This window comes from Chitinophaga fulva, assembly GCF_012927205.1.
GTDB classification, from domain to species: Bacteria; Bacteroidota; Bacteroidia; order Chitinophagales; family Chitinophagaceae; genus Chitinophaga; species Chitinophaga fulva.
This window is the reverse complement of the sequence record NZ_JABBGC010000004.1, coordinates 700,161-720,449: the sequence shown is the minus strand read 5'-3', so window position 1 is coordinate 720,449 and position 20,289 is coordinate 700,161. Positions and strand designations below refer to the sequence as shown.

The window sequence follows — 20,289 nt, the reverse complement described above, 5'->3', positions numbered from 1 at the left end:
ATGGCTATCACAGTTTCCCGCCGCCGCCCCATTCGATCCAGTCGGAAGCAGCGCCATTCTGTGTTTTGAGGCCAATTTGCAGGAACCCATATTTACTGATGTTATAACGAAGCCCTATCCTCAGGAACCAATCCCCCTTCTCACTGTCGCGCCGCCACAGGTAAGTCCCTGCCTGCGTGACGATGTCAAAACGCTGCAAGTGAAGGGTATGCCCGATATGGGCGCCCAGCAGCATCTTATCGAAGGTGGACACCTTTCCGTACTTCTCTCCGTAAACCACCCCCAGGGAACCGTCGTAGAAGCCATCAACACCGGCGCCGAAGCTGCATACATGGCTGTAGAGGTAGCTCCAGTCCAATACCGCAGAAGCGGTGCCGTAAAATGCCCTGACACCATAACGGGTATCCGGCTGTACCACTCCGAAAGCGCCGTAAAGGCTCCAGTCCTGTTTATGTTTTAATTTGGAAAGCGGGCTATCAATATAGGTGGGCCGGATACGCGCTACAAACGTAGGATCAATTTGTTGCTGTACAATATGGCGGATCGTGTTGTAATGTACTCTCAGGCCGGCATGAATGCCGGGCATATTGAGGCCCAGGTTGGGTGTGTGGGTACGGCCATTCGAAAAGTGGGTGAGGTCCAGTCCATATACAAAATCGAACAGTTCTGACAATCGCCATATTCCACTGACGCCCACATTAAAGTATACGTCTACTTTGGAACTGATAGCATCATTAAGCGGGTTGGTGTCCTTGTTGTAGCCCTTCAGGTCGTAGGTGAAGCCGAGGGAGAGCCCTGCTTCAAAATGATGCCGCTTGCGGCGGGCAAAGGGCGCATAAAAGAAGCCATATACGCCGTTCGGGTTACCAAGAACGGTGGCGTCACCAATATTGCCGGTATAGAAGCCGATACCATAACTCGGGTAGTTCATGACCCGCTGCCATTCCTGTTTACCGGTAGACATCCAGCCCATCCTCACCTCCACCGACTCATAACCGTGTTCCAGTATCTTGGACATCTCATCTCCATTATACAGGTGGCTACCGGTATGTAGCTTCAGCTCTATATATTTCTGCCTGCCCAGGTTGGGATTTGCTTTGGCTTTTGACCATAAATCTGTTGAATCCTGTGCCTGAAGGCTGCCTGTGAGCAGCGCTGCTACAATTGTTATAATACAAAATCTCATAGACGCCTGAACGGTTAACATATCTGTTTTATTTTTACGCCAACAAAGCAAGGCTCCCCTTTGTTGTACCAGAGCAAATCGCTTGTAAAAAGTTAATTCCTTAACTTGCGGGAACTTTAGCAAAAACCTTATTTGAATCAAAGTTATTGACAACCACAAATTTATGTACAAAAAATACATTTTCACCGGTGTTCTTGGCCTGTTGGCCATGCAGGGATTCAGCCAGGCCAAACCGGCGCCCAAAGCGAAACCGGCCTCCCATACCGCAGCAAAACCTGGTTTATTGAAAAACAGGATTGACTCCGTGAGCTACGGCATCGGCGTGAACATCGCCGAAAACCTGAAAGCACAGGGATTAAGTAATGTCAACACCACCCTGCTGGCCAAAGCAGTGCAGGATATGTTGACCAATAAAACATTAACATTATCTAAAGAACAGAGTGAGATGAGCATCAGCAATTACCTTCAGCAACTGAAAGCGGAAAAAGTTGCCAAAAACCGCGAAGCCAGTGATAAATTCCTGGCGGAAAACAAAACCAAGCCGGGCGTGGTAACCCTCCCCAGCGGTCTTCAGTACCAGATCCTGAAAGAAGGCAGCGGGCCCAAACCTACTATCAACGATAAAGTAAAAACGCACTATCATGGTACCCTCATCGATGGTACTGTATTCGATAGCTCCGTAGATAGAGGTGAACCGATCTCCTTCCCTGTAAGCGGTGTGATCAGAGGCTGGACAGAAGCCCTGCAACTCATGCCGGTTGGCTCCAAATGGCGCCTCTTCATCCCTTCAGACCTCGCCTATGGCGACCGTGGCGCTGGTGCCAAAATCGGCCCGGGCGCAGCGCTGGTGTTTGACGTGGAGCTGCTGGACATCGTAAAATAAGTACAGCATTACTGCACATAAAAAAGCATCCTGTTCAAAACAGGATGCTTTTTTTATTCTTTTCTACTTAGTCTTCATGATGGTTTATACACCCGCGGACGCCGCTGTTCCAGCAGCATAAAATCAGCCAGTACCATTGCGGTCACAGCTTCCAGTACCACAGGCACACGCAGCGCGATGCACAGGTCGTGGCGGCCTTTTACGCTGAAGGTCTCCACCTGTCCGCTGGCGATGTTGAGCGTTTGCTGCTCTTTCGGTGTGCTGGACGTGGGTTTCACCGCGATACGGAATACCAGTGGGTTGCCGTTGCTGATACCGCCAACCACGCCGCCGGCGTTGTTGGTAGCTGTTTTACCGGTCTTATCAAGGATAGGGTCATTATGCTCCAGTCCTTTCATTTTAGCAGCAGCGAAGCCGGCGCCAAATTCGATTCCTTTTACAGCCGGAATAGCAAATACAGCATGTGCCAGCGATGATTCCAGGGAATCGAAGAAAGGTTCACCCAAACCGATAGGCAGTCCATCTACCACACATTCCACAATACCGCCTACAGAGTCTTTCGCTGCGATAGCCGCTTCCAGTCCTTCTTCGGGGTTGGCATATCCACCCACTTCCGTGATGGTGGCTTTTACCTGTATGCTGTCACCAAGGATCTTTTTTGCGATCACACCTGCAGCTACCAGGTTGAGCGTAAGCCGGCCACTGAAGTGGCCGCCGCCCCGGTAGTCTTCAAAGCCGCCGAATTTCTCTGTAGCCACAAAGTCAGCATGACCGGGCCGTGGAAACTCGCGTAACTTTTCATAGTCAGTACTGCGGGTGTTGTTGTTTTCAAAGAGGATGGTTACCGGTGCGCCGGTAGTATGATCGTTGAATACGCCTGACTTAATAAAGGGCAGGTCTTCCTCCTTGCGGGGGGTAGTCCCTCTGGAGCCGCCTTTACGGCGTTCCAGATCAGGTAAAAAGTCTTCCTGTTGAAGCGGAATGCCAGCCGGTACCCCGTCGATATTAACACCAACGCTGGCGCCGTGGGATTCTCCGAAAACATTCACCCTGAATAATCTGCCAAAACTGTTCACACACTGATGATTTAAAATTGAATAAAAAGGGAGCCTTAGCTGTTGGCAGCCACGGCTATTTTACCTCCCAGCAGTTGCAGGTGGTCGTAGAATTCAGGATACGACTTATTCACCGCTTCCGCGTTTTCGATAATCACCGGACCGTCGGCCGTGAGGGCTGCTACTGCGCAGGCCATGGCAATGCGGTGGTCATTATGGGAATGTACGTGCGCACCTTTGATGCCGGTACCACCATGCACCAGCATGATATCTCCCTCAAGGTCTATGCGGATGCCCATTTTACCGAATTCTTCCTGTAAGGTAAGGCCACGGTCACTTTCCTTGTGCGCGAGGCGGCTTACGCCTTTTATTTTCGTAGTACCGTTGCAGTTAGCTGCCAGCGCCACGAGTGGCGGGAACAGGTCCGGGCAATCGGTAGCATCTATTTCGAAGGCATTCAGCCCGTTTTTCTGAATATTCACGGTAAACACGCCTGGCAGGATGTGGGTACCTGCTTTTTCCAGCGCTTCCAGAATGGCTTTATCTGACTGGGCAGAAGCGGTATTGAGGTGTTGCACCTCTGCCTTACCAGCCACCGCAGCAGCTACCAGTAGGAAAGCGGCGCCACTCCAGTCACCTTCCACCGTATAGTCGGTAGCGTTATAGGACTGTTTTTTACCGAAGCGGAACTGCTCAAAGTTTTGTTCTTCCACCTTTACCCCGAAGTGTTCCATCAATTGCAGGGTTAACGCGATATAAGGCTTGCTTTTAAGATCTTTTACGGTGATGGTCACATCTTCTGCCGCGGAGCCATAGGCCATGAGCAGGCCGGTGAGAAACTGGGAACTGAGAGAGCCGTCGATGGTAATATCTTTCGGTTGCAGCGGGCCCTGTATATGCAGGGGCAGTTTACCATCCTGGGTGGAGCATTTCACGTCCAGCTGTGGCAGCACTTCTTCAAAAAAGTGCATAGGGCGGGTAGTGAGGCTGCCATGCCCAACGATGGTGATCGGAATAGAAGCCAGTGCAGCGATGGGCGTAAACATACGGATACCGAGGCCGGATTCTCCGCAGTTGATTTCATCGTAAAATGGTTTTACGCCCTGGCTGGTGATTTCAAAATGATCTTCTCCCCTTTTAATTCTGGCACCGAGATTTTCAGCTACCTCGAGTGCTGCCAGGCAATCGTTGCTCAGGCCGGGATTACGGATAATGGTCGTGCCCTTTGCCAGCAGCGCAGCGGCTACTGCACGTTGCATGGCGCTTTTGGATGGATTGGCCGTAACGGTGCCTTTAACAATGCCGGGTGATACAGTAACTTGCATATATATGTGTCGTCCGCCTTTAGATGTTTAGAAAATAATTACAACGCCTGCAGCAGCAATTGCAGGTCTGTGATAGGAACAGGCATAGTGGTAGCCGTTCCTATTTTCTCCAGCAGCACAAAATGGATGGCGTCTTTTTCCCGTTTTTTGTCCAGCTTGAAGATATCAAACACCGCTGCTTTGTCGGAGTTGAAAGTTACCGGCAACTGATAATCGGTGATCAGTTTTATCAGGCGCAGGGTTTGTTCGTTAGGAAAGCCCATCAGTTGTTCGGAGAAACGGGCCGCTGCCACCATACCAATGGCTACCGCTTTACCATGAGCGATATGCTCCAGTTTCTCTACGGCATGTCCCAGCGTGTGACCGAAATTGAGCCAACGGCGCGGGCCATTCTCAAATTCATCTTCCAGTACCACTTTGGTTTTGGCTGCCACTGATTTTTCCACGAGGTATTCCAGCACAGCCACATCCCTTGCCAGGGCCTTCTCCCGGTTCACTTCCAGGTAATCAAACAGTTCGGCATCCATGATGCAGGCGTATTTGATGATCTCTGCGAAGCCGTTGTGCCATTCCTCTGCAGGCATGGTCAGGGGCAGCGCATAGTCGAAAAGGATGAACTCAGGCTGACGGATAGTGCCCAGCAGGTTTTTGTGTTTCCCATGGCTGACACCATTTTTGCCGCCGATGGAGGCGTCTACCTGTGCCAGCAGCGTGGAAGGCACGAACCCGAAGGGGATACCTCTCATATAGATGCTGGCCGCGAAACCTGCCACATCAGTGATCATACCGCCACCGATGCCTATGAGGGTGGTTTTGCGGTCGGCCTCATGTGCAATCAGTCCATCGATGACTTTTTCCACAGTGGCCATATTTTTCACTTCTTCACCGGCAGGTACCACGATCTTTTTCCAGTTATGCAGATGATGGCCGTGCAGCCTTTCCACGTTTTCATCGATCACGATCACGGAGCGGTTCCGGTCCACATGGTTTCCCAACTGCAGCAGGCTTTCTCCCATCAGGTAGGTAGTAGCCTGCTGCTGAAAATTATTGGTTAGCTTTTTCATTCATTGATTTTAGCGATCAGTAAATGATGCTGTTATTTTTCTTCGTTCATCACCCTGTTCTGGCGGTTGATGGATTCCAGGTGCACCGCATCGAAGTATTTCAGGATGAATTCTTTTGTGAGGCCCAGTTTCTCGCCTTTAGCGATGTTGCGCTCCAGAATTTCATTCCAGCGGTTAGTTTGCAGGATGGTGATGTTATTTTCTTTTTTGTACATACCGATTTTCTCAGCGATTTTCATACGGTTGCCGAGCAGCAGCATGATTTCATCGTCCACCTGATTGATCTGCGCACGCAGTTTTTCGAGGGCGGTGTTGAAATCTTTTTTATCGGTGTGCTCTCTTCTCCACACGATACCGTCCAGCAGTTCAGCCAGTTTTTCAGGTGTAACCTGTTGTTTGGCATCGCTCCAGGCGTTGTCCGGATCTACGTGTGTTTCGAGCATCAGGCCATCGTAGTCGAGGTCGATCGCTTCCTGGGAAACTTCCTGCAGGATATCGCGGCGGCCGGAGATGTGGCTGGGGTCGCAGATCATGGGCAGTTCAGGCATACGGCGTTTCAGCTCAATAGCGAGGTGCCACATGGGAGCATTGCGGTATTGGGTGTTACCGTAGCTGGAGAAACCGCGGTGAATGAGGCCTACTTTGTTGATGCCTGCTTTCTGGATTCTTTCCACAGCGCCAATCCACAGCTCGAGGTCGGGGTTGATCGGGTTTTTGATCAGTACGGTCGTGTCCACACCTTTCAGTGCATCTGCCACTTCCTGTACAGAGAAGGGGTTTACTGTGGTTCGGGCTCCTACCCACAGAATATCCACACCAAAGTGCAGCGCGTCTTCTACCTGTTTAGCCGTAGCTACCTCCACAGCCAGCGGCAGGCCGGTCAGTTCGCGGGCTTTCTGCAGCCAGGCGAGGCCTTTGGTACCGATGCCTTCGAAAGAGCCCGGACGGGTGCGGGGTTTCCAGATACCGGCGCGCAATACGTCCACTTTACCGGTTTTTTGTAATGCCAGCGCGGTAGCTAACACCTGCTCTTCTGTTTCAGCGCTGCAGGGGCCGGAGATGATCAGCGGCTTTTTATCAGAAGAAGGATCTGAGAATTTGGTTTTGGATAATATTTCTTCCATTGTCTGTACCATAAGTATTGAAGTTAAGTAGATTGTTAGAATTTATGTTTATTTCAGGATTTTCCTGATTTTGTTTGATTTCTGGATCAGCTTGTAGAAGGCGTCGTAGTCTTCGTTTTCAAGCAGTGACTTCATCTGTTGCAGCTGGTGAATGTGTTCATCGAGCACATCGAGCACGTTGCCACGGTTGTGTTTGAAGATGGGCACCCACATGTCCGGTGAACTTTTCGCGAGACGTACGGTAGATTCAAAACCACCACTGGCCAGTTCAAAGATGCGGCCGGATTCTTTCTCTTTTTTGAGTACTGTCAGTGCCAGTGCAAAAGAGGTGATGTGGGAGATGTGTGACACGTAAGCGGTGTGCAGGTCATGCTCTTCCCCGTTCATGTATACGGTGCGCATCTGCAGTTTGTCGACCATATCCTCCACCATTTCGAGGGCATCATCATCGCTGTTTTTCACATCGCAGAGCACCATCGTTTTGTGGGTGAAGAGGTTGCGTACAGCGGCATCGGGGCCGGAATACTCGGTGCCGGCCATCGGGTGGGCCGCCACAAAACGGCCGCGATTAGGATGACCGGCAACGAGTTGCAGTATTTTTTGTTTGGTAGAACCAACGTCCATGATGACCTGATTGGCGCGTACTTTATCCATCAGTTTAGGCAGTACCTGTAATACCGCATCTACCGGGATGGCTAATATCACCAGGTCGGAGCATTGCAGCGCTTCGTCGAGCGGCATGCCTTCATCAATGATGTTCAGCTCTTTGGCACGTTGCAGGTGTTCCTCATGTTGGTCTACCCCGATGATCTTATCCACCGCTCCTTTTTCCCGGAGGGTGATAGCCAGCGAGCCACCGATTAAACCTGTGCCTATTATTGTTACAATCATTTTATCGCAGTTTTTATACGGTCAATAGCATCCTGGAAAACCTTTTCATCCTGACAGAGGCTTACCCGGACATAGCCGTTGCCGTTACTTCCGAAAATACCGCCGGGCGTAATGAATACCCGTGCTTTCTGCAGCACTTCATCGCTGAGCGTATAGCCGTTATCGTAAGTATCCGGAATACTTGCCCATACGAACATGCCTACCTGGTTTTTATCGTAGGAGCATTGCAGCAGGTCCAGCAGCTGGAATACTTTTTCGCGGCGGCCGCGGTATATTTTGTTGAGCTCATTGTACCATTCAGGGCCCAGTTGCAGTGCTTTTACAGCGGCCATCTGCAGGGGCTGGAACATACCGGAGTCCATATTGCTTTTAAAGCGGAGCACATCGGCGATCCATTCTGCCTTGCCCACCAGCATACCTACACGCCAGCCGGCCATGTTGGAAGATTTGCTGAGGGAGTTGAGCTCCAGTACCACATCACGTGCCCCTTCAAACTGTAACAGGCTTTCAGGCTGTTCATTAAGGATGAAGCTGTAGGGGTTATCATGGCAGATCAGGATATGGTGCTGTTTCGCGAAGGCGATCAGCTTGGCAGCAAATTCCCTGTTTACTTTAGCGCCGGTGGGCATATGCGGGTAGTTGACCCACATGATTTTCACCCGGCTCAGGTCTTTTTTTGCCAGTGCGTCCAGATCAGGGAGCCAGCCGTTTTCCGCCACCAGATCGTAGTCCACTACGGTGGCGCCGCTCAGGTTTACCGCGGAGCGGTAGGTAGGGTAACCCGGATTAGGGATCAGTGCTTCATCGCCGGCCTGGAGATAGGTCATGCAGATGTGCATGATGCCTTCCTTGGAACCGATGAGCGGCAGCACTTCCGCGTCGGGGTTGAGATGGACCCCATAGTAGCGCTGGTACCAGTCGGCCATAGCCTTACGCAGTGCCGGGATACCTTTGTAGCCCTGGTATGCGTGGGTATTGGGCAGGGCGGCCTGTTCATGGAGCGCCTCCACCACGGATGGGTGCGGGGGCAGGTCCGGGCTTCCGATACCCAGATTAATGACTTTGGGACCGTTTTGGTTCATTTCATCTATTTCCCGCAGTTTTTTCGAGAAATAGTATTCTTCTGTTCCCTGTAATCTTTTTGCAACCTGTATCTGCATATGCCTGATTTCTGAATACTGATTAATGTGTTTTGCCTTTTCTGTAGATGCCCAGCACTTTGAGATTTTCGGTGAGCGGCGCTATTTTTTCCAGTGCCTTTTCGAAATGTGCCGGATTTTCAAACTCCATATCGGCATGGAAGTAATAGTTCCATTCTTTTGCCGGGATGGGAAAAGACTGCAGCTTGGATAAGTTGATACCAGCTTCGGCGATTTTAGTCAGCACCTTGGCAAGGGTGCCCCGATCGTGGCTGGTATGAAAATAAACAGAGGCTTTATTAGCGTCCGGCGCAACAGGTACAGCGGTACGGGACAGCGCCAGGAAACGGGTATAGTTGTTTTTGTTGGTCTGGATGTTAGGGGCGATGATATCCAGCTCATAGATTTCAGCCGCCAGTTTACCGGCGATCGCTGCTACGCTTTTCAGCTTTTTCTGCCTTACATGTTTGGCGCTGAGTGCGGTATCCTCTGTTTCCACCAGCTTGATGTGCGGGTGTTTTTCGAGGAAGTCAATACACTGCAAAAGAGCCATTGGGTGGGAATGCACTTCGCGGATATCTTCCAGTTGCTGACCCGGCAGGACCATCAGATGCTGATTGATCTGCAGGTAAACTTCGCCGGTCACATGCAGGCCGGAATTTTTGAGGAGGCTGTAGTTCGGTAAAATGCTGCCTGCGATGGAATTTTCGATGGCCATGATACCTGCGTCCACGCCGGGGTCCTGTTTTACCTTACGTACCAGTTCGGAAAAGGTAGCACAGGCTTCAATATCGGTTTGTTTTCCGAAGAAACTCTGAGCAGCGATCTGGTGGAAAGCACCTTCAAACCCTTGTATGGCAATTTTCATGTGTATGGAGTTGATTTTTTATTGTTTTATAGTTGCTGTAGCAACTAGCTATTTGAAACAAGAAGGGCCCCGTCTCCGGGACCCTTTGCTTTATTTTACCTGTATGTAAAGTATTTTATTGCAAACGAGTCCCCGGCTTCTTCGCAAAAAAGAAGTAATAAAAATAATAAGTGTTAAAGTGACGGTTTGACATATACAGTATTTTGATAATTAAAAAGCCTCCCGTTTCCGCGGGAGGCTTTTTGTAGTTTCTTTTATGTTTTTACTTACAAACGACCTCCCTATTCCTGGTACCAGAAATAATAGAAGCCAAAAAATCCGAAAGTCGCTTGTGTAGTCATATGCTCTTTTTGAACGTGTTACAAAAATACGGTACGATTTTAATTATCCAAGCGGCTGATACAAAAAATACATTTTTTTAAATAATAAGGGGTTATTATTGAATTTAATCTAAAATTGCAGAAAAGGAAGAACAGTAGTGTATATAAAAACGGGAAGAAGGGCGTCATTTTAAAAAATACAGGATCAAGTCGAAAAGTTGGGGGATGGAGTAAAAACACATTGCCAGGCGACAGCAATGAGAAAGGAGTGTTTCCCTGGATATATCGCTATCGTACATACAGCACCCCTATTGTAACCCAGGGGTAAAGGTGGACTTGATGCGGGGGGGTTTTTCGGTCCACAACTTTTCAACTTGATCCAAAATACACCTGGCGGGCTCAGGCAGCAATCATCACAAGCATAAAAAAAGACCGCTATGGCCATAGCCATAGCGGTCATATAAAATTTAATCAGAGATTGCTAATTAGTGTTTAACAGCTTTAGCAGCAGCAGAGTCAACTTTAGCAGCAACTGAGTCAACTTTAGCAGCAGCGGAGTCAACAACAGCAGCAGCACCAGCAGCAGCAGAATCAACTTTAGCAGCAGCTGAGTCGATTACAGCGCCAGCGTTAGTTGCAGTAGAGTCAGTAGCAGGTTTTTCACCACCGCCGCAAGCTACAGCGAACAGACCGAAAGACAGAGCCAGGAAACCAAGTTTAATTACGTTCTTCATCGTACAAATAATTTAAGGTGTTTTTTGAATGATTTACCCTTTATACCGGAGTAACCCAAAAGGTAACCCAAACTTTTAAAAAATTTTTTTTTCGGTACTTTGGGTTACCAAATGCCTAATAATAGTATTAAGAGTGAAGCAACATCAAGACATAACAAGAGACAGGGAATTATTGCTGGGATTGGCAAAGAGCGATGATAAGTCATTGGAAACCATCTATTCAGAGAATTTTCCAGCCGTGCTGCGCATGATTTTACAGCACAATGGCAGCGAAGACGACGCCAAAGATGTTTTCCAGGAAGCGATCATCATTCTATATGAAAAGGCCTGCGAAGGTAATTTCAACCTGACCAGCCGGCTAAAAACTTTCCTTTATTCCGTTTGCCGCCACATTTGGCTGAAAAAGGTACAAAGCACTTATGGGCTTTATGCCATTCCACCGGAAATGGAGGAAACCATCCCAGCCGCGGAGGTGGTAGACGAGCAAAGCACCAAAGACGAACAGTTCCGTATTATGGAAAGTGCGATGGGCAGCATTGGCGAACCTTGCAAGACCATTCTGGAAGATTATTATATACAGAAGAAGTCCATGCAGGAAATTGCGGAGAAATTCGGCTATACCAACGCCGAAAATGCTAAAAATCAGAAGTATAAGTGCCTGATGCGCCTAAAGAAGTTATTTTTTGATCAGTATAATACATCCTTATAAGCAGCAACGGCCATGAAAGATGACATGAATTTATTACGTGAAATTGAACGTTACCTGGAAGGGGAAATGAGCGGACAGGAAAAAGCCGTTTTTGAAGAACTGCGTAAAAACAATCCGCAAATCAACCGTCAGGTGGAGGAGCAGCAGTTTTTCCTGCAGCAGCTGCAACATTTTGGCCAGCGCCAGTCGCTCCAGGCTAAAATGGACCATATTCACCGGCAACTGGATATGCCTACCCTGCGTAAACAGGCCCAGGAAGAAAACCTGGCCGCCAAAAGGGTATCTATCCGCCGCCGTACCATCACCAACCTGGCAGCCGCTGCCTGTATCGCACTGGTGACATCCCTGTCTACCATCGCGGTATTGCAGAACGCCGCCAAAAATAAATCCACTGCCCAATATGAGGACGTCAGAAGAGTGTTGAACAATATCCAGCGCTCCCAGAATGCACTCATCAACGATATCAATAATAAAAGCAAAGCACCGGCTAATCCCGGTACCTACGGCGGCACTGGTTTCGCAGTATCTGGCAACGGTTACATTGTGACCAACTATCATGTAGTAGCCGGCGCTGATTCCGTATATGTGCAGAATAATAAAGGTGAAGCTTTTAAGGCTGTCAGCGTTTTTGAAGATATCTCCAGCGATCTGGCGGTACTGAGAATTGCCGACTCCATGTTCAAAAGCCAACCCCTGCCCTATACACTGAAACCACAGAACGCGAAACTGGGCGAAGAAGTCTTCACCATGGGCTTCCCCCGCGATGAAATCGTTTATGGCAAAGGTTATATCAGCGCTAAAACCGGTTTCAATGGCGACACTACTGCCTATCAGGTGTCTATCCCGGTTAATCCCGGCAACAGCGGCGCTCCCCTGTTAGACAACCAGGGCGACGTGGTAGGTATCGTTACCGGCAAACAAACCACTTCTGATGGCATCGCCTTCGCTGTGAAATCGGCTCACCTGAAACGGTTGCTCGATGAAATGCCGAAAGATAAAAGCATGAAAAAAGAAATGGCCCGCAAAAGCCATCTGGAAGGGTTAAACAGATTAGATCAGATCAAAAAGCTGGAAGAGTTTGTATATATGGTGAAGGTCTATAACTAAGTTTAAACACTATAGCATATAAATCAAAAGGGTGAAGACTTCGGCTTGTTCTTCACCCTTTTTCTATGTCTTTATTTTTTGATCCAGGCTTTGTATTTGTCTGTAATCCAGTACAGCAGATCATTATGACCGATGGTCCGCATCGTTTCATAGTCCGGATAGTTATCCCGCATGAACAGTTGAAGCGAATCTCCTTTCAGTCCGGTAACCTGACTAACCAGCACCGGCGTAAAACGGGAGTCAATATATTTCTCTTTTTCCATCTCCTCATAATTCTTCTTGAACTGTCTTTTTTGTTTCTCGCTCTTGGAATAACGGGTAAACGGACTGAAGACGATACCTGCACCTTGCGGTGTACTGCCGCCTGCCAGCGGCTTATTGGGCAAATCCAGCAAATACCCGTACTGCCGGCGGCGCTCAAGGGAGTCCAGCTGATAAGGGGTGTACTGAGAAGAAACTTCCACTCCTTTCAGAAAACGGCTGGCTACCACCAGTTTCACGTTGATCGTTTGGGTGCCGGTAGTCTGTGTCACCTTTATGGTGTCGGGCAGATAACCTACGAAAGTGAAAACGATCTTGTCATTCCGGGTTGCGTCTATCTTGTAAAAACCGCCCTGATCAGACAGTGAATGCCTGCCTGTTGTCAGGTTGGTAATAGTGGCGTATGGCAGCACCAGTTTGTTGCTGTCTGAAATCTGTCCGGTTACGATGACCTGTGCTTTTGCAGCAAAAGGGAACAACATCCCGGCGATGCAACCCAGCAACAGAATACGCATGTGAGCCTTCATAAAATTGTAAGTGTTTTTAATCCTGACTATCCTTCCTCTCCCTGAACAACCAATACTGTGTGTGTATTGTTCATCTCCATTCCAGCCCACAATTTAAATAAATTGAAGCGGTTGTTAAAAAACAAATCCTCCGGCCAGGTGACCGGAGGACGTTCATATTATGACGTGAAGCAGTTATCACGCGGTGATTTTTATCCTGGTGTCAAAAGTTCTGTCTTCACCGGCTGCCAGGGTTACCAGTCCAATACCATTATTAAAGGCATTGGGCGCTCCGCTGAGGTTTTCCACAGCGATACTGTTGCGGTGCGGCGGTATGTATACCTGTAAAACAGGATAATGATCGCCGGGGAAAAAGTCGATCTGGATATTTTTCACCGGATCGAGCAGGGAGGCAAGCGGCTGTGCCTGTGAAAAATCCAGTACAAAAGAGTTGTCCAGTTCCACGCCCGCCAATTTTTTGCCTTTCACAAATTCGGTGTAGGGCAACACTTTTCCGGTCGGGATCAGTTTAGCATCAAACTCCACGATTTCTTTGGAGGCGAAGGTCAGCACCAGTTCATCTACCGGCGTACCAGTGGAGAAATAAGGATGCCAGCCATCCATCACCGGGATGGAAATCTGACTGCGGTTGATAACTTTAGTCGTTACGCGCAGTTCATTGCCCGGCAATAAGGTATAGGTAGCCTGACAGTCATAGCTGAAAGGGTAGCCGGTATCTTCTTCGCGGAAGCTGTAGGCGAGCGTAACGGATGCCTCCTGAGCGGAAGCTTTCTGTTCTGCCACAGTAAATTTTGCATCATACAACAGGCCATGGATGGCGTTTCCGGGCGCGATGGTTTTTTCGATGCTATAGGCATTGCCCTGCCATTCGTAAGCCGCGTCTTTGATACGGCAGGCAAAAGGGCTCAGTTTTACGCTTTTAAAGCTGCTGTGCAGGTTTTCCCGAAGATCTTCGAGGCTGCTGTAGCTGTCAATCAGGTTAATCAGTTTACCCTGGCGACGCACCTTAAAAGCATGCAGCAGCGCGCCATGGGCCGGCACGATCTCTACCTGTGTACCGCTTTGTTCGTCAGTAAGGGCAATGATATCAAATCCTGCCTCATGAAAAGTGTTGATTGTCATTGTTCATTGTTTTGTTCGCACAAAGGTATTATGCAAAGAAAATGCGCTTTGCTTTCTTTGCGGAGACTTATATTAAATACATCCGTTGATAATATTTTCCAGCCATTCCTGCTTTCCGCTGATCTGGGCGGGTTCTCCGTTGGAAGTGGCGATGTTGCGCAGGTCTTCCAGTGTGAGCTTACCCTCTTCGAAGGCTTTTCCATTACCAGCATCGAAGGAGGCGTAGCGGTCTGTCCGGAATTTTTTATAGGCTGTTTTATTGAGTACTTTTTCCGCGATGATCGCTGCTCTGGCGAAAGCGTCGATACCACCGATGTGAGCGTGGAAGATATCTTCCAGATCGGTGGAGTTACGGCGTGTTTTAGCGTCGAAGTTAACGCCACCACCAGCGAAGCCACCGGCTTCGAGGATAATGAGCATGCTTTCCACCAGTTCATTCAACTGGGTGGGGAACTGGTCGGTGTCCCAACCGTTCTGATAGTCACCGCGGTTGGCATCGATGCTGCCCAGCATTCCTGCGTCTACAGCTACCTGCAACTCATGCTGGAAGGTATGGCCGGCAAGGGTGGCGTGGTTTACCTCGATATTCAGTTTAAAGTCCTTGTCCAGTCCGTAATGACGCAGGAAGCCGATCACGGTCGCGCTGTCATAGTCATACTGATGTTTGGTGGGTTCGCAGGGCTTCGGTTCTATGAAGAAAGTGCCTTTGAAGCCCTGTTTACGGGCATAATCGCGGGCCATAGACAGGAAGCGGGCCAAGTGTTCCTGTTCCCTTTTCATGTTGGTATTGAGCAGGGTCATGTAACCTTCGCGGCCGCCCCAGAAGACGTAGTTTTCTCCCTTTAGTGCGATGGTGGCATCGAGTGCATTTTTCACCTGTGTGCCGGCATAAGCCAGTGCCGCAAAATCGGGATTGGTGGCTGCTCCGTTCATATAACGGGGATGGCTAAACACGTTGGCCGTGCCCCACAGCAGTTTGACGCCGCTGACATCCTGCTTTTGTTTGGCATAATCAACGATCTGCTGCATCCTGCTCTCATATTCAGCGAGAGTAGCTCCTTCGTCCACAAGGTCTATATCATGGAAACAGTAATAAGGAAGCCCCAGTTTGGTGATAAACTCAAAAGCTGCATCCATTTTGTCTTTCGCGCTTTGCATGGGATCAGTGGACACCAGCCAGGGGAAATGTTTGGTACCCGGACCGAAAGGATCGCCACCAGTGCCACAGAAGGTATGCCAGTAGCTAACGGCAAAACGGAACAGCTCTTTCATGGTTTTACCGGCGATGAGCCGGTTTTCATCATACCAGCGGTATGCCAGCGGATTGTCTGATTCCGGTCCTTCATAGGCTATTTGGCCGATGCCTTTGAAGTATTCGTGGTTTCCAAGTGTAATGCTCATAATAGTGGATTTTAAAACATCGTTTATTATTCACCGTTAGCCAGCAGCGAACGCAGGCCGGCCAACCAGTGGCTGTAAGCTGATGCGTAACGTTCCCGCTGCCGGTTATCCGGTTCTATTACTGCGAGACATTCCATGCCCCTGAAGGCTTCTTTAACGGACAGGTAACCAGCGCCCACTGCAGCTCCTCTTGCCGCTCCCTGTGCTCCGTCTGTATTATAAAGTTCGATGACCACATTAGCGGTATTGGCAAAAGCTTCGCGGAAGAGCGGGCTAAGGAACATGTTAGCGTGACCGGCCCGTACACGGTGTATGTCGAGCCCCATGTTTGACATGATGTCCAGCCCATAATTCAGCCCGAAGACAATGCCTTCCTGTACAGCCCTCAACATATGTGCCCGTTGATGGCGGTTGAAGTCGAGGTTGCTGACGGTAGCGCCGATGCTTTTATTGCCCAGTATCCTTTCTGCGCCGTTACCAAAAGGGAATACCAGCAGGCCATCGGCTCCCGGCGGCGCTTGTGTGGCCGCTTCATTCATGTCCGCATAGCTGATGTCGCCGATTATATTGCGAAGCCAGGAATTGGCGATGCCCGTGCCGTTGAGGCACATCAGCACGCCATCGCGGGTATGCTGTGTATCATTATTCACATGTACAAATGTATTGACACGGCTTTCCCGGTCGAAGGTATGCTGATCATGCACCGCATATACCACGCCGGAAGTACCGGCAGTGGTGGCTGCTTCGCCTGGTTCAAGCACATTGAGCGAGAAAGCGTTGTTGGGCTGGTCACCGGCGCGGTAGGTGACCGGTGTGCCGGGCAACAGTTGCAAGGTCTCGGCAGCCGCAGCCGTCAGTTGCCCCTGCGCGCCGAAAGTAGGGACGATCGTGGCCAGCAATTGCGGACTGATCTGATAGTGGTCCAGCAGCGCAGTGCTGACAGTATTGCCCGGAAAATCCCAGAAAGTGCCTTCAGAGAGGCCAGACACGGTGGTAGTAGCTTCTCCGGTGAGCTTCAGGGCGATAAAATCGCCGGGCAGCATCACTTTATGAATCCGTTCGTAAACATGCGGTTCGTTTTCGTATATCCATCGCAGTTTGGAAGCGGTAAAGTTCCCGGGGGAATTGAGGAGGTGTGAGAGACAGTAGGATTCACCCAGCGAGGTGAATGCTTTACGGCCAATGTCTACAGCGCGGCTGTCGCACCAGATAATAGCGGGGCGCAGCACCTGCATGTCTTTGTCCACACATACGAGGCCATGCATCTGATAAGCGATGCCTATTCCTTTGACCATGGCCGCGTCGAAAGCGTGTTGCCGGCGCAGGAGCGCGGTGGCGTTCACCACCTCCTGCCACCAGCTTTCCGGGTCCTGTTCCGCCCAGTTGGGACGCGGGACCAGGATGGGCATCTCGCGGGACGGACTGGTGGCCGTTGCCAGGCAACGGCCGGTGTCTGCGTCCAGTAATGCCGCTTTGATAGAAGAAGAACCTATATCGTAGCCGATAAAATACATACCCGTTGTAAATAACGATTACCAGTAAACGGTATACAGCGCAATGAGGATACCGACGATAAACAAGGCGCCGATAGTAAACGGCATGGCTGTTTTAAACATGTTGCTGTCGATTTCCAGTCCTTTCGGATTGTTTTTGCTGGAAGGATCAGCCAGGGAAATGATGATCATACCAACCACACAAATCACGAACACAACGCCCATACGGTCGATGAATGCCATTTCATAAACGCCTGCTGCATTAGGAGCGGCCCAGCCAAACTGGTAGAGCGGTTGCAGGTCTACCCACATCGGCAGGAACTTCAGCACAAAAGACATCAGCAGGCCGACGATCATGGCAAACAGTGCCGCGTTGGAAGTAGTTCGTTTCCAGAAGAAGCCCATGATGAACATGGCAAACACACCAGGAGACACAAAGCCGGTGTATTCCTGGATGAACTGGAAACCACCTTTTTTATCAATCCCCAGGAAGTTGGACAGAATAATGGCGAGCACCATAGCGATGATCACCGTCACACGGCCCACCCGCACCACTTTCTGCTCATCAGCATCTTTATGATATATCTTCTTATAAATATCCAAAGTAAAAATGGTGGAAATACTGTTGGCTTTACCGGCCAGCGAAGCCACTACCGCAGCTGTGAGGGCGGCAAAAGCGAGGCCTTTCAGGCCACTGGGCAGGAGGTTGAGCAAAACAGGATAAGCATTGTCCGGGTTCAGGTCTCCCCCTTTCATCATTTCTCCATGGTAAAGCCCTTGTTGGTACAGCACATAAGCCGCAATACCCGGCAACACCACAATAATAGGCATGAGCAGCTTCAGGAAACCAGCAAACAGCAGACCGCTGCGGGCTGTTTTCAGATCGGCGCCCAGCGCACGTTGTGTAATGTACTGGTTACAACCCCAGTAGTTGAGGTTTACAATCCACATACCGCCTACGAGTATACTTAATCCCGGCAGGTCGAGATAGTGGGCATCGTTCTTTTTGAAGATCATATGGAAATGATCATCGGCGTGCTGATGCAACAGGCTGAAACCTTTCATCACGCCACTTTCACCAAAATGCTGTGCCACAAGGTCAAGCGCCAGGTAGGTAGTTGCCAGGCCACCGAGGATCAGGAAGAACACCTGAATTACATCGGTATAACCGATCACCTTCATACCTCCCAGTGTAATGAGCACCGCAAAGAACGACAGTGCCACCATGCAGACATAGAAGTCGATGCCGGAGATTTTGTTGATGGCCAATGCACCCAGATAAAGGATGGACGTGAGGTTCACCACCACATACAACAGCAGCCAGAACACCGCCATGATGGTACTTACCGTTTGGTTGTACCGGCGCTCCAGAAACTGGGGCATGGTGTAAATCTTGTTTTTCAGGTAGATGGGCAGGAAAAAGACCGCCACAACAATCAGTGTAGCTGCCGCCATCCATTCATAGGTGGAGATAGCCAGGCCCATGGAGAAACCGGATCCGGACATACCGATAAACTGTTCCGCCGAAATATTGGAGGCAATCAGGGAGGCGCCGATAGCCCACCATGTCAGGGAGCCTTCTGCCAGGAAAAAGTCTTTGGAATCTGTTGTCGCCTTCTTTTTCTTCTGATAGATATAATACCCGTAGCCGGCCACTATTACAAAATATACCAGGAATACCAGGTAATCGACGTAGTGAAGTAAGTTTGGTTGCATAAATGTTCAAACGTGGTTTGTATAATAAATTTGGCGGATCAATATAGTGAAATAAATGTATTAAATACGCTTATGCTCCATAAAAAAGCTAAAACTGAAAACCGCAGCTTGACTGCGGTTTCCCCAAAAGATCAAATCTATACATTTAAAATTGCTATCAAAACACTTTAACAAAAAAACGGAGAGGCGTGAAGGTTATATGGCTCCAGCCGCCATGGCAGCTATTTTATCTCCTATCAGTGATCCAATGGCCACGCCCATACCGCCCATGCGGACGCCGAGGATGATATTTTCTGTATAGGCCCGGACGATAGGTTGTTTGGTACTGCCAAAAGCCATGATGCCGGTCCACCGGTCGGCGATGGTAAAAGGCCGTCCGGGGATGATCAGGTGACGCAGCATTTCTTCCAGTTCGTGCTGGATACGGTCGTTGTACCGGAACTCTGTGGAGGTTTCACCGGAAAAATCCAGCTGCCGGCCACCGCCGAGCAGCACACGGCCATCGAGCTCCCGGAAATAATAATATCCCTCTTCGAGGTGGAACACCCCTTTAAAAGGCAGGCCAGGTATCGGTTCGGTGATGAGCACCTGTCCCCTTCCGGGGGTCACTTCCAGCTCCGGCAGCAGCTGGCCGGCGAAGGCATTGGTGCAAACCACCAGTTTACGTGCCTGGAACACCACTTCTTCCTTTAGTACCTGGTTGGTGACCACCACATTTACCCCGGAGCGGAGGTCTTCCATACGGGTAACAGGGCATCCCGTCTTTATTTCCACCCCCGAGGCAATGGCTTTATCGATGAGCGCCCGCATCATCTGTCCGGTATGCAGCTCTCCTTCGTAGTGGTTGCGCACCATGGCTTTTACATATGCCGGGGTAAAACCGAATGACTTTATTTTATCACTGGCCAGGGAAAAGGCGGGACCTTCGTCCAGCACACCGGCCAGCATACGGTTTACCTCATCCAGCTGGTGCAGTGCCCATTCCTCGCGGGCGCCGATCAGTTCGTAGCTGCCGTTTTCCCGGTAACCGATCCGTTCGTCGCCGAGGCGCCGGCGGAGCAACTGCAGCCCGGTACGGCGCATGGACACCAGGTTCAGTACTGTTTCGGCCGGCATGGTCTGCAGGTCGGCCAGTATTTCCGTGAGGCTGCCGATACAGGCGAAGCCGGCATTTTTAGTGCTAGCGCCGGTAGGCAGCACCTCCCGTTCCAGCACCAGCACACGGGCGCCCGGTTCACGCTCCCGGAGGCTGATGGCGGCGGAAAGCCCAATGATACCGCTGCCGGCAACGATATAGTCATACTGAAGCAGGCTTTGCTTCTCCCAATAGCTTAACATTATACTAAGTTAAACAATTGGCAACA

The 20,289-nt window shown here is 49.9% G+C and carries 18 protein-coding genes; 3 read left to right on the top strand and 15 right to left on the bottom strand.

Going from position 1 to position 20,289, the window contains the following annotated elements:
• Nucleotides 1-7 precede the first annotated feature (7 nt).
• Nucleotides 8-1,186 (bottom strand): acyloxyacyl hydrolase, encoded by a 1,179-nt coding sequence (locus HHL17_RS31325; RefSeq protein ID WP_169228748.1) that lies wholly within the window; start codon nucleotides 1,184-1,186, stop codon nucleotides 8-10.
• Between the two features lie 163 nt (nucleotides 1,187-1,349).
• Between HHL17_RS31325 and HHL17_RS31320 the strand changes: the two genes are divergently transcribed.
• Complete coding sequence (locus tag HHL17_RS31320) at nucleotides 1,350-2,069, top strand: FKBP-type peptidyl-prolyl cis-trans isomerase (protein WP_169228747.1); 720 nt, start codon at nucleotides 1,350-1,352, stop codon at nucleotides 2,067-2,069.
• Between the two features lie 74 nt (nucleotides 2,070-2,143).
• Here the strand turns inward: HHL17_RS31320 and HHL17_RS31315 are convergent, their stop codons facing one another.
• The 8 genes from HHL17_RS31315 to HHL17_RS31280 all read right to left on the bottom strand — a co-directional run bounded on the left by HHL17_RS31315 (nucleotide 2,144) and on the right by HHL17_RS31280 (nucleotide 10,589).
• A complete protein-coding gene (locus HHL17_RS31315) occupies nucleotides 2,144-3,145 on the bottom strand; it encodes a chorismate synthase (RefSeq protein WP_169228746.1) in 1,002 nt (333 codons plus the stop codon).
• A 35-nt stretch (nucleotides 3,146-3,180) separates the two neighbouring features.
• Nucleotides 3,181-4,449, bottom strand: a complete 1,269-nt coding sequence (gene aroA, locus HHL17_RS31310; protein WP_169228745.1) for a 3-phosphoshikimate 1-carboxyvinyltransferase — start codon at nucleotides 4,447-4,449, stop codon at nucleotides 3,181-3,183.
• A gap of 38 nt (nucleotides 4,450-4,487) precedes the next feature.
• A complete protein-coding gene (gene aroB, locus HHL17_RS31305; protein ID WP_169228744.1) occupies nucleotides 4,488-5,513 on the bottom strand; it encodes a 3-dehydroquinate synthase in 1,026 nt (341 codons plus the stop codon).
• Between the two features lie 32 nt (nucleotides 5,514-5,545).
• Complete coding sequence (locus HHL17_RS31300) at nucleotides 5,546-6,649, bottom strand: chorismate mutase (RefSeq protein WP_240976009.1); 1,104 nt, start codon at nucleotides 6,647-6,649, stop codon at nucleotides 5,546-5,548.
• A 36-nt stretch (nucleotides 6,650-6,685) separates the two neighbouring features.
• A complete protein-coding gene (locus HHL17_RS31295; RefSeq protein ID WP_169228743.1) occupies nucleotides 6,686-7,528 on the bottom strand; it encodes a prephenate dehydrogenase in 843 nt (280 codons plus the stop codon).
• Nucleotides 7,525-8,688 carry a pyridoxal phosphate-dependent aminotransferase gene (locus HHL17_RS31290; RefSeq protein WP_169228742.1) on the bottom strand — a complete coding sequence of 388 codons (1,164 nt, stop codon included), beginning with the start codon at nucleotides 8,686-8,688 and terminating at the stop codon, nucleotides 7,525-7,527. Before HHL17_RS31290 ends, HHL17_RS31295 begins: the two co-directional genes overlap by 4 nt.
• Before the next feature lie 22 nt (nucleotides 8,689-8,710).
• Nucleotides 8,711-9,535, bottom strand: coding sequence for a prephenate dehydratase (locus HHL17_RS31285; RefSeq protein ID WP_169228741.1), 825 nt, complete (start codon nucleotides 9,533-9,535; stop codon nucleotides 8,711-8,713).
• 805 nt (nucleotides 9,536-10,340) lie between these two features.
• The gene (locus HHL17_RS31280; protein WP_169228740.1) at nucleotides 10,341-10,589 is read right to left on the bottom strand and encodes a hypothetical protein; all 249 of its coding nucleotides are present in this window, start codon (nucleotides 10,587-10,589) and stop codon (nucleotides 10,341-10,343) included.
• A gap of 133 nt (nucleotides 10,590-10,722) precedes the next feature.
• On the opposite strand from HHL17_RS31280, the gene HHL17_RS31275 reads away from it, so the two are divergent.
• Complete coding sequence (locus HHL17_RS31275) at nucleotides 10,723-11,298, top strand: RNA polymerase sigma factor (RefSeq protein ID WP_169228739.1); 576 nt, start codon at nucleotides 10,723-10,725, stop codon at nucleotides 11,296-11,298.
• Nucleotides 11,299-11,322: 24 nt separating this feature from the next.
• Nucleotides 11,323-12,405 (top strand): S1C family serine protease, encoded by a 1,083-nt coding sequence (locus tag HHL17_RS31270; protein ID WP_206156234.1) that lies wholly within the window; start codon nucleotides 11,323-11,325, stop codon nucleotides 12,403-12,405.
• Between the two features lie 71 nt (nucleotides 12,406-12,476).
• Here HHL17_RS31270 and HHL17_RS31265 read toward each other — a convergent pair whose 3' ends face one another.
• The 6 genes from HHL17_RS31265 to HHL17_RS31240 form a co-directional block, all read right to left on the bottom strand.
• Nucleotides 12,477-13,193, bottom strand: a complete 717-nt coding sequence (locus HHL17_RS31265; RefSeq protein WP_169228737.1) for a carboxypeptidase-like regulatory domain-containing protein — start codon at nucleotides 13,191-13,193, stop codon at nucleotides 12,477-12,479.
• 177 nt (nucleotides 13,194-13,370) lie between these two features.
• Nucleotides 13,371-14,315 (bottom strand): aldose 1-epimerase, encoded by a 945-nt coding sequence (locus tag HHL17_RS31260; RefSeq protein ID WP_169228736.1) that lies wholly within the window; start codon nucleotides 14,313-14,315, stop codon nucleotides 13,371-13,373.
• A 72-nt stretch (nucleotides 14,316-14,387) separates the two neighbouring features.
• Nucleotides 14,388-15,716: a xylose isomerase gene (gene xylA, locus HHL17_RS31255; RefSeq protein WP_206156233.1), complete on the bottom strand. Its 1,329-nt coding sequence runs from the start codon at nucleotides 15,714-15,716 to the stop codon at nucleotides 14,388-14,390.
• Between the two features lie 26 nt (nucleotides 15,717-15,742).
• Nucleotides 15,743-17,230 (bottom strand): xylulokinase, encoded by a 1,488-nt coding sequence (locus tag HHL17_RS31250; protein ID WP_169228735.1) that lies wholly within the window; start codon nucleotides 17,228-17,230, stop codon nucleotides 15,743-15,745.
• A gap of 18 nt (nucleotides 17,231-17,248) precedes the next feature.
• Nucleotides 17,249-18,925: a sodium/sugar symporter gene (locus HHL17_RS31245; protein WP_169228734.1), complete on the bottom strand. Its 1,677-nt coding sequence runs from the start codon at nucleotides 18,923-18,925 to the stop codon at nucleotides 17,249-17,251.
• 195 nt (nucleotides 18,926-19,120) lie between these two features.
• Entirely contained in the window at nucleotides 19,121-20,263 is a 1,143-nt protein-coding gene (locus HHL17_RS31240; RefSeq protein WP_169228733.1) for an NAD(P)/FAD-dependent oxidoreductase, read from the bottom strand.
• Nucleotides 20,264-20,289: the final 26 nt, after the last annotated feature.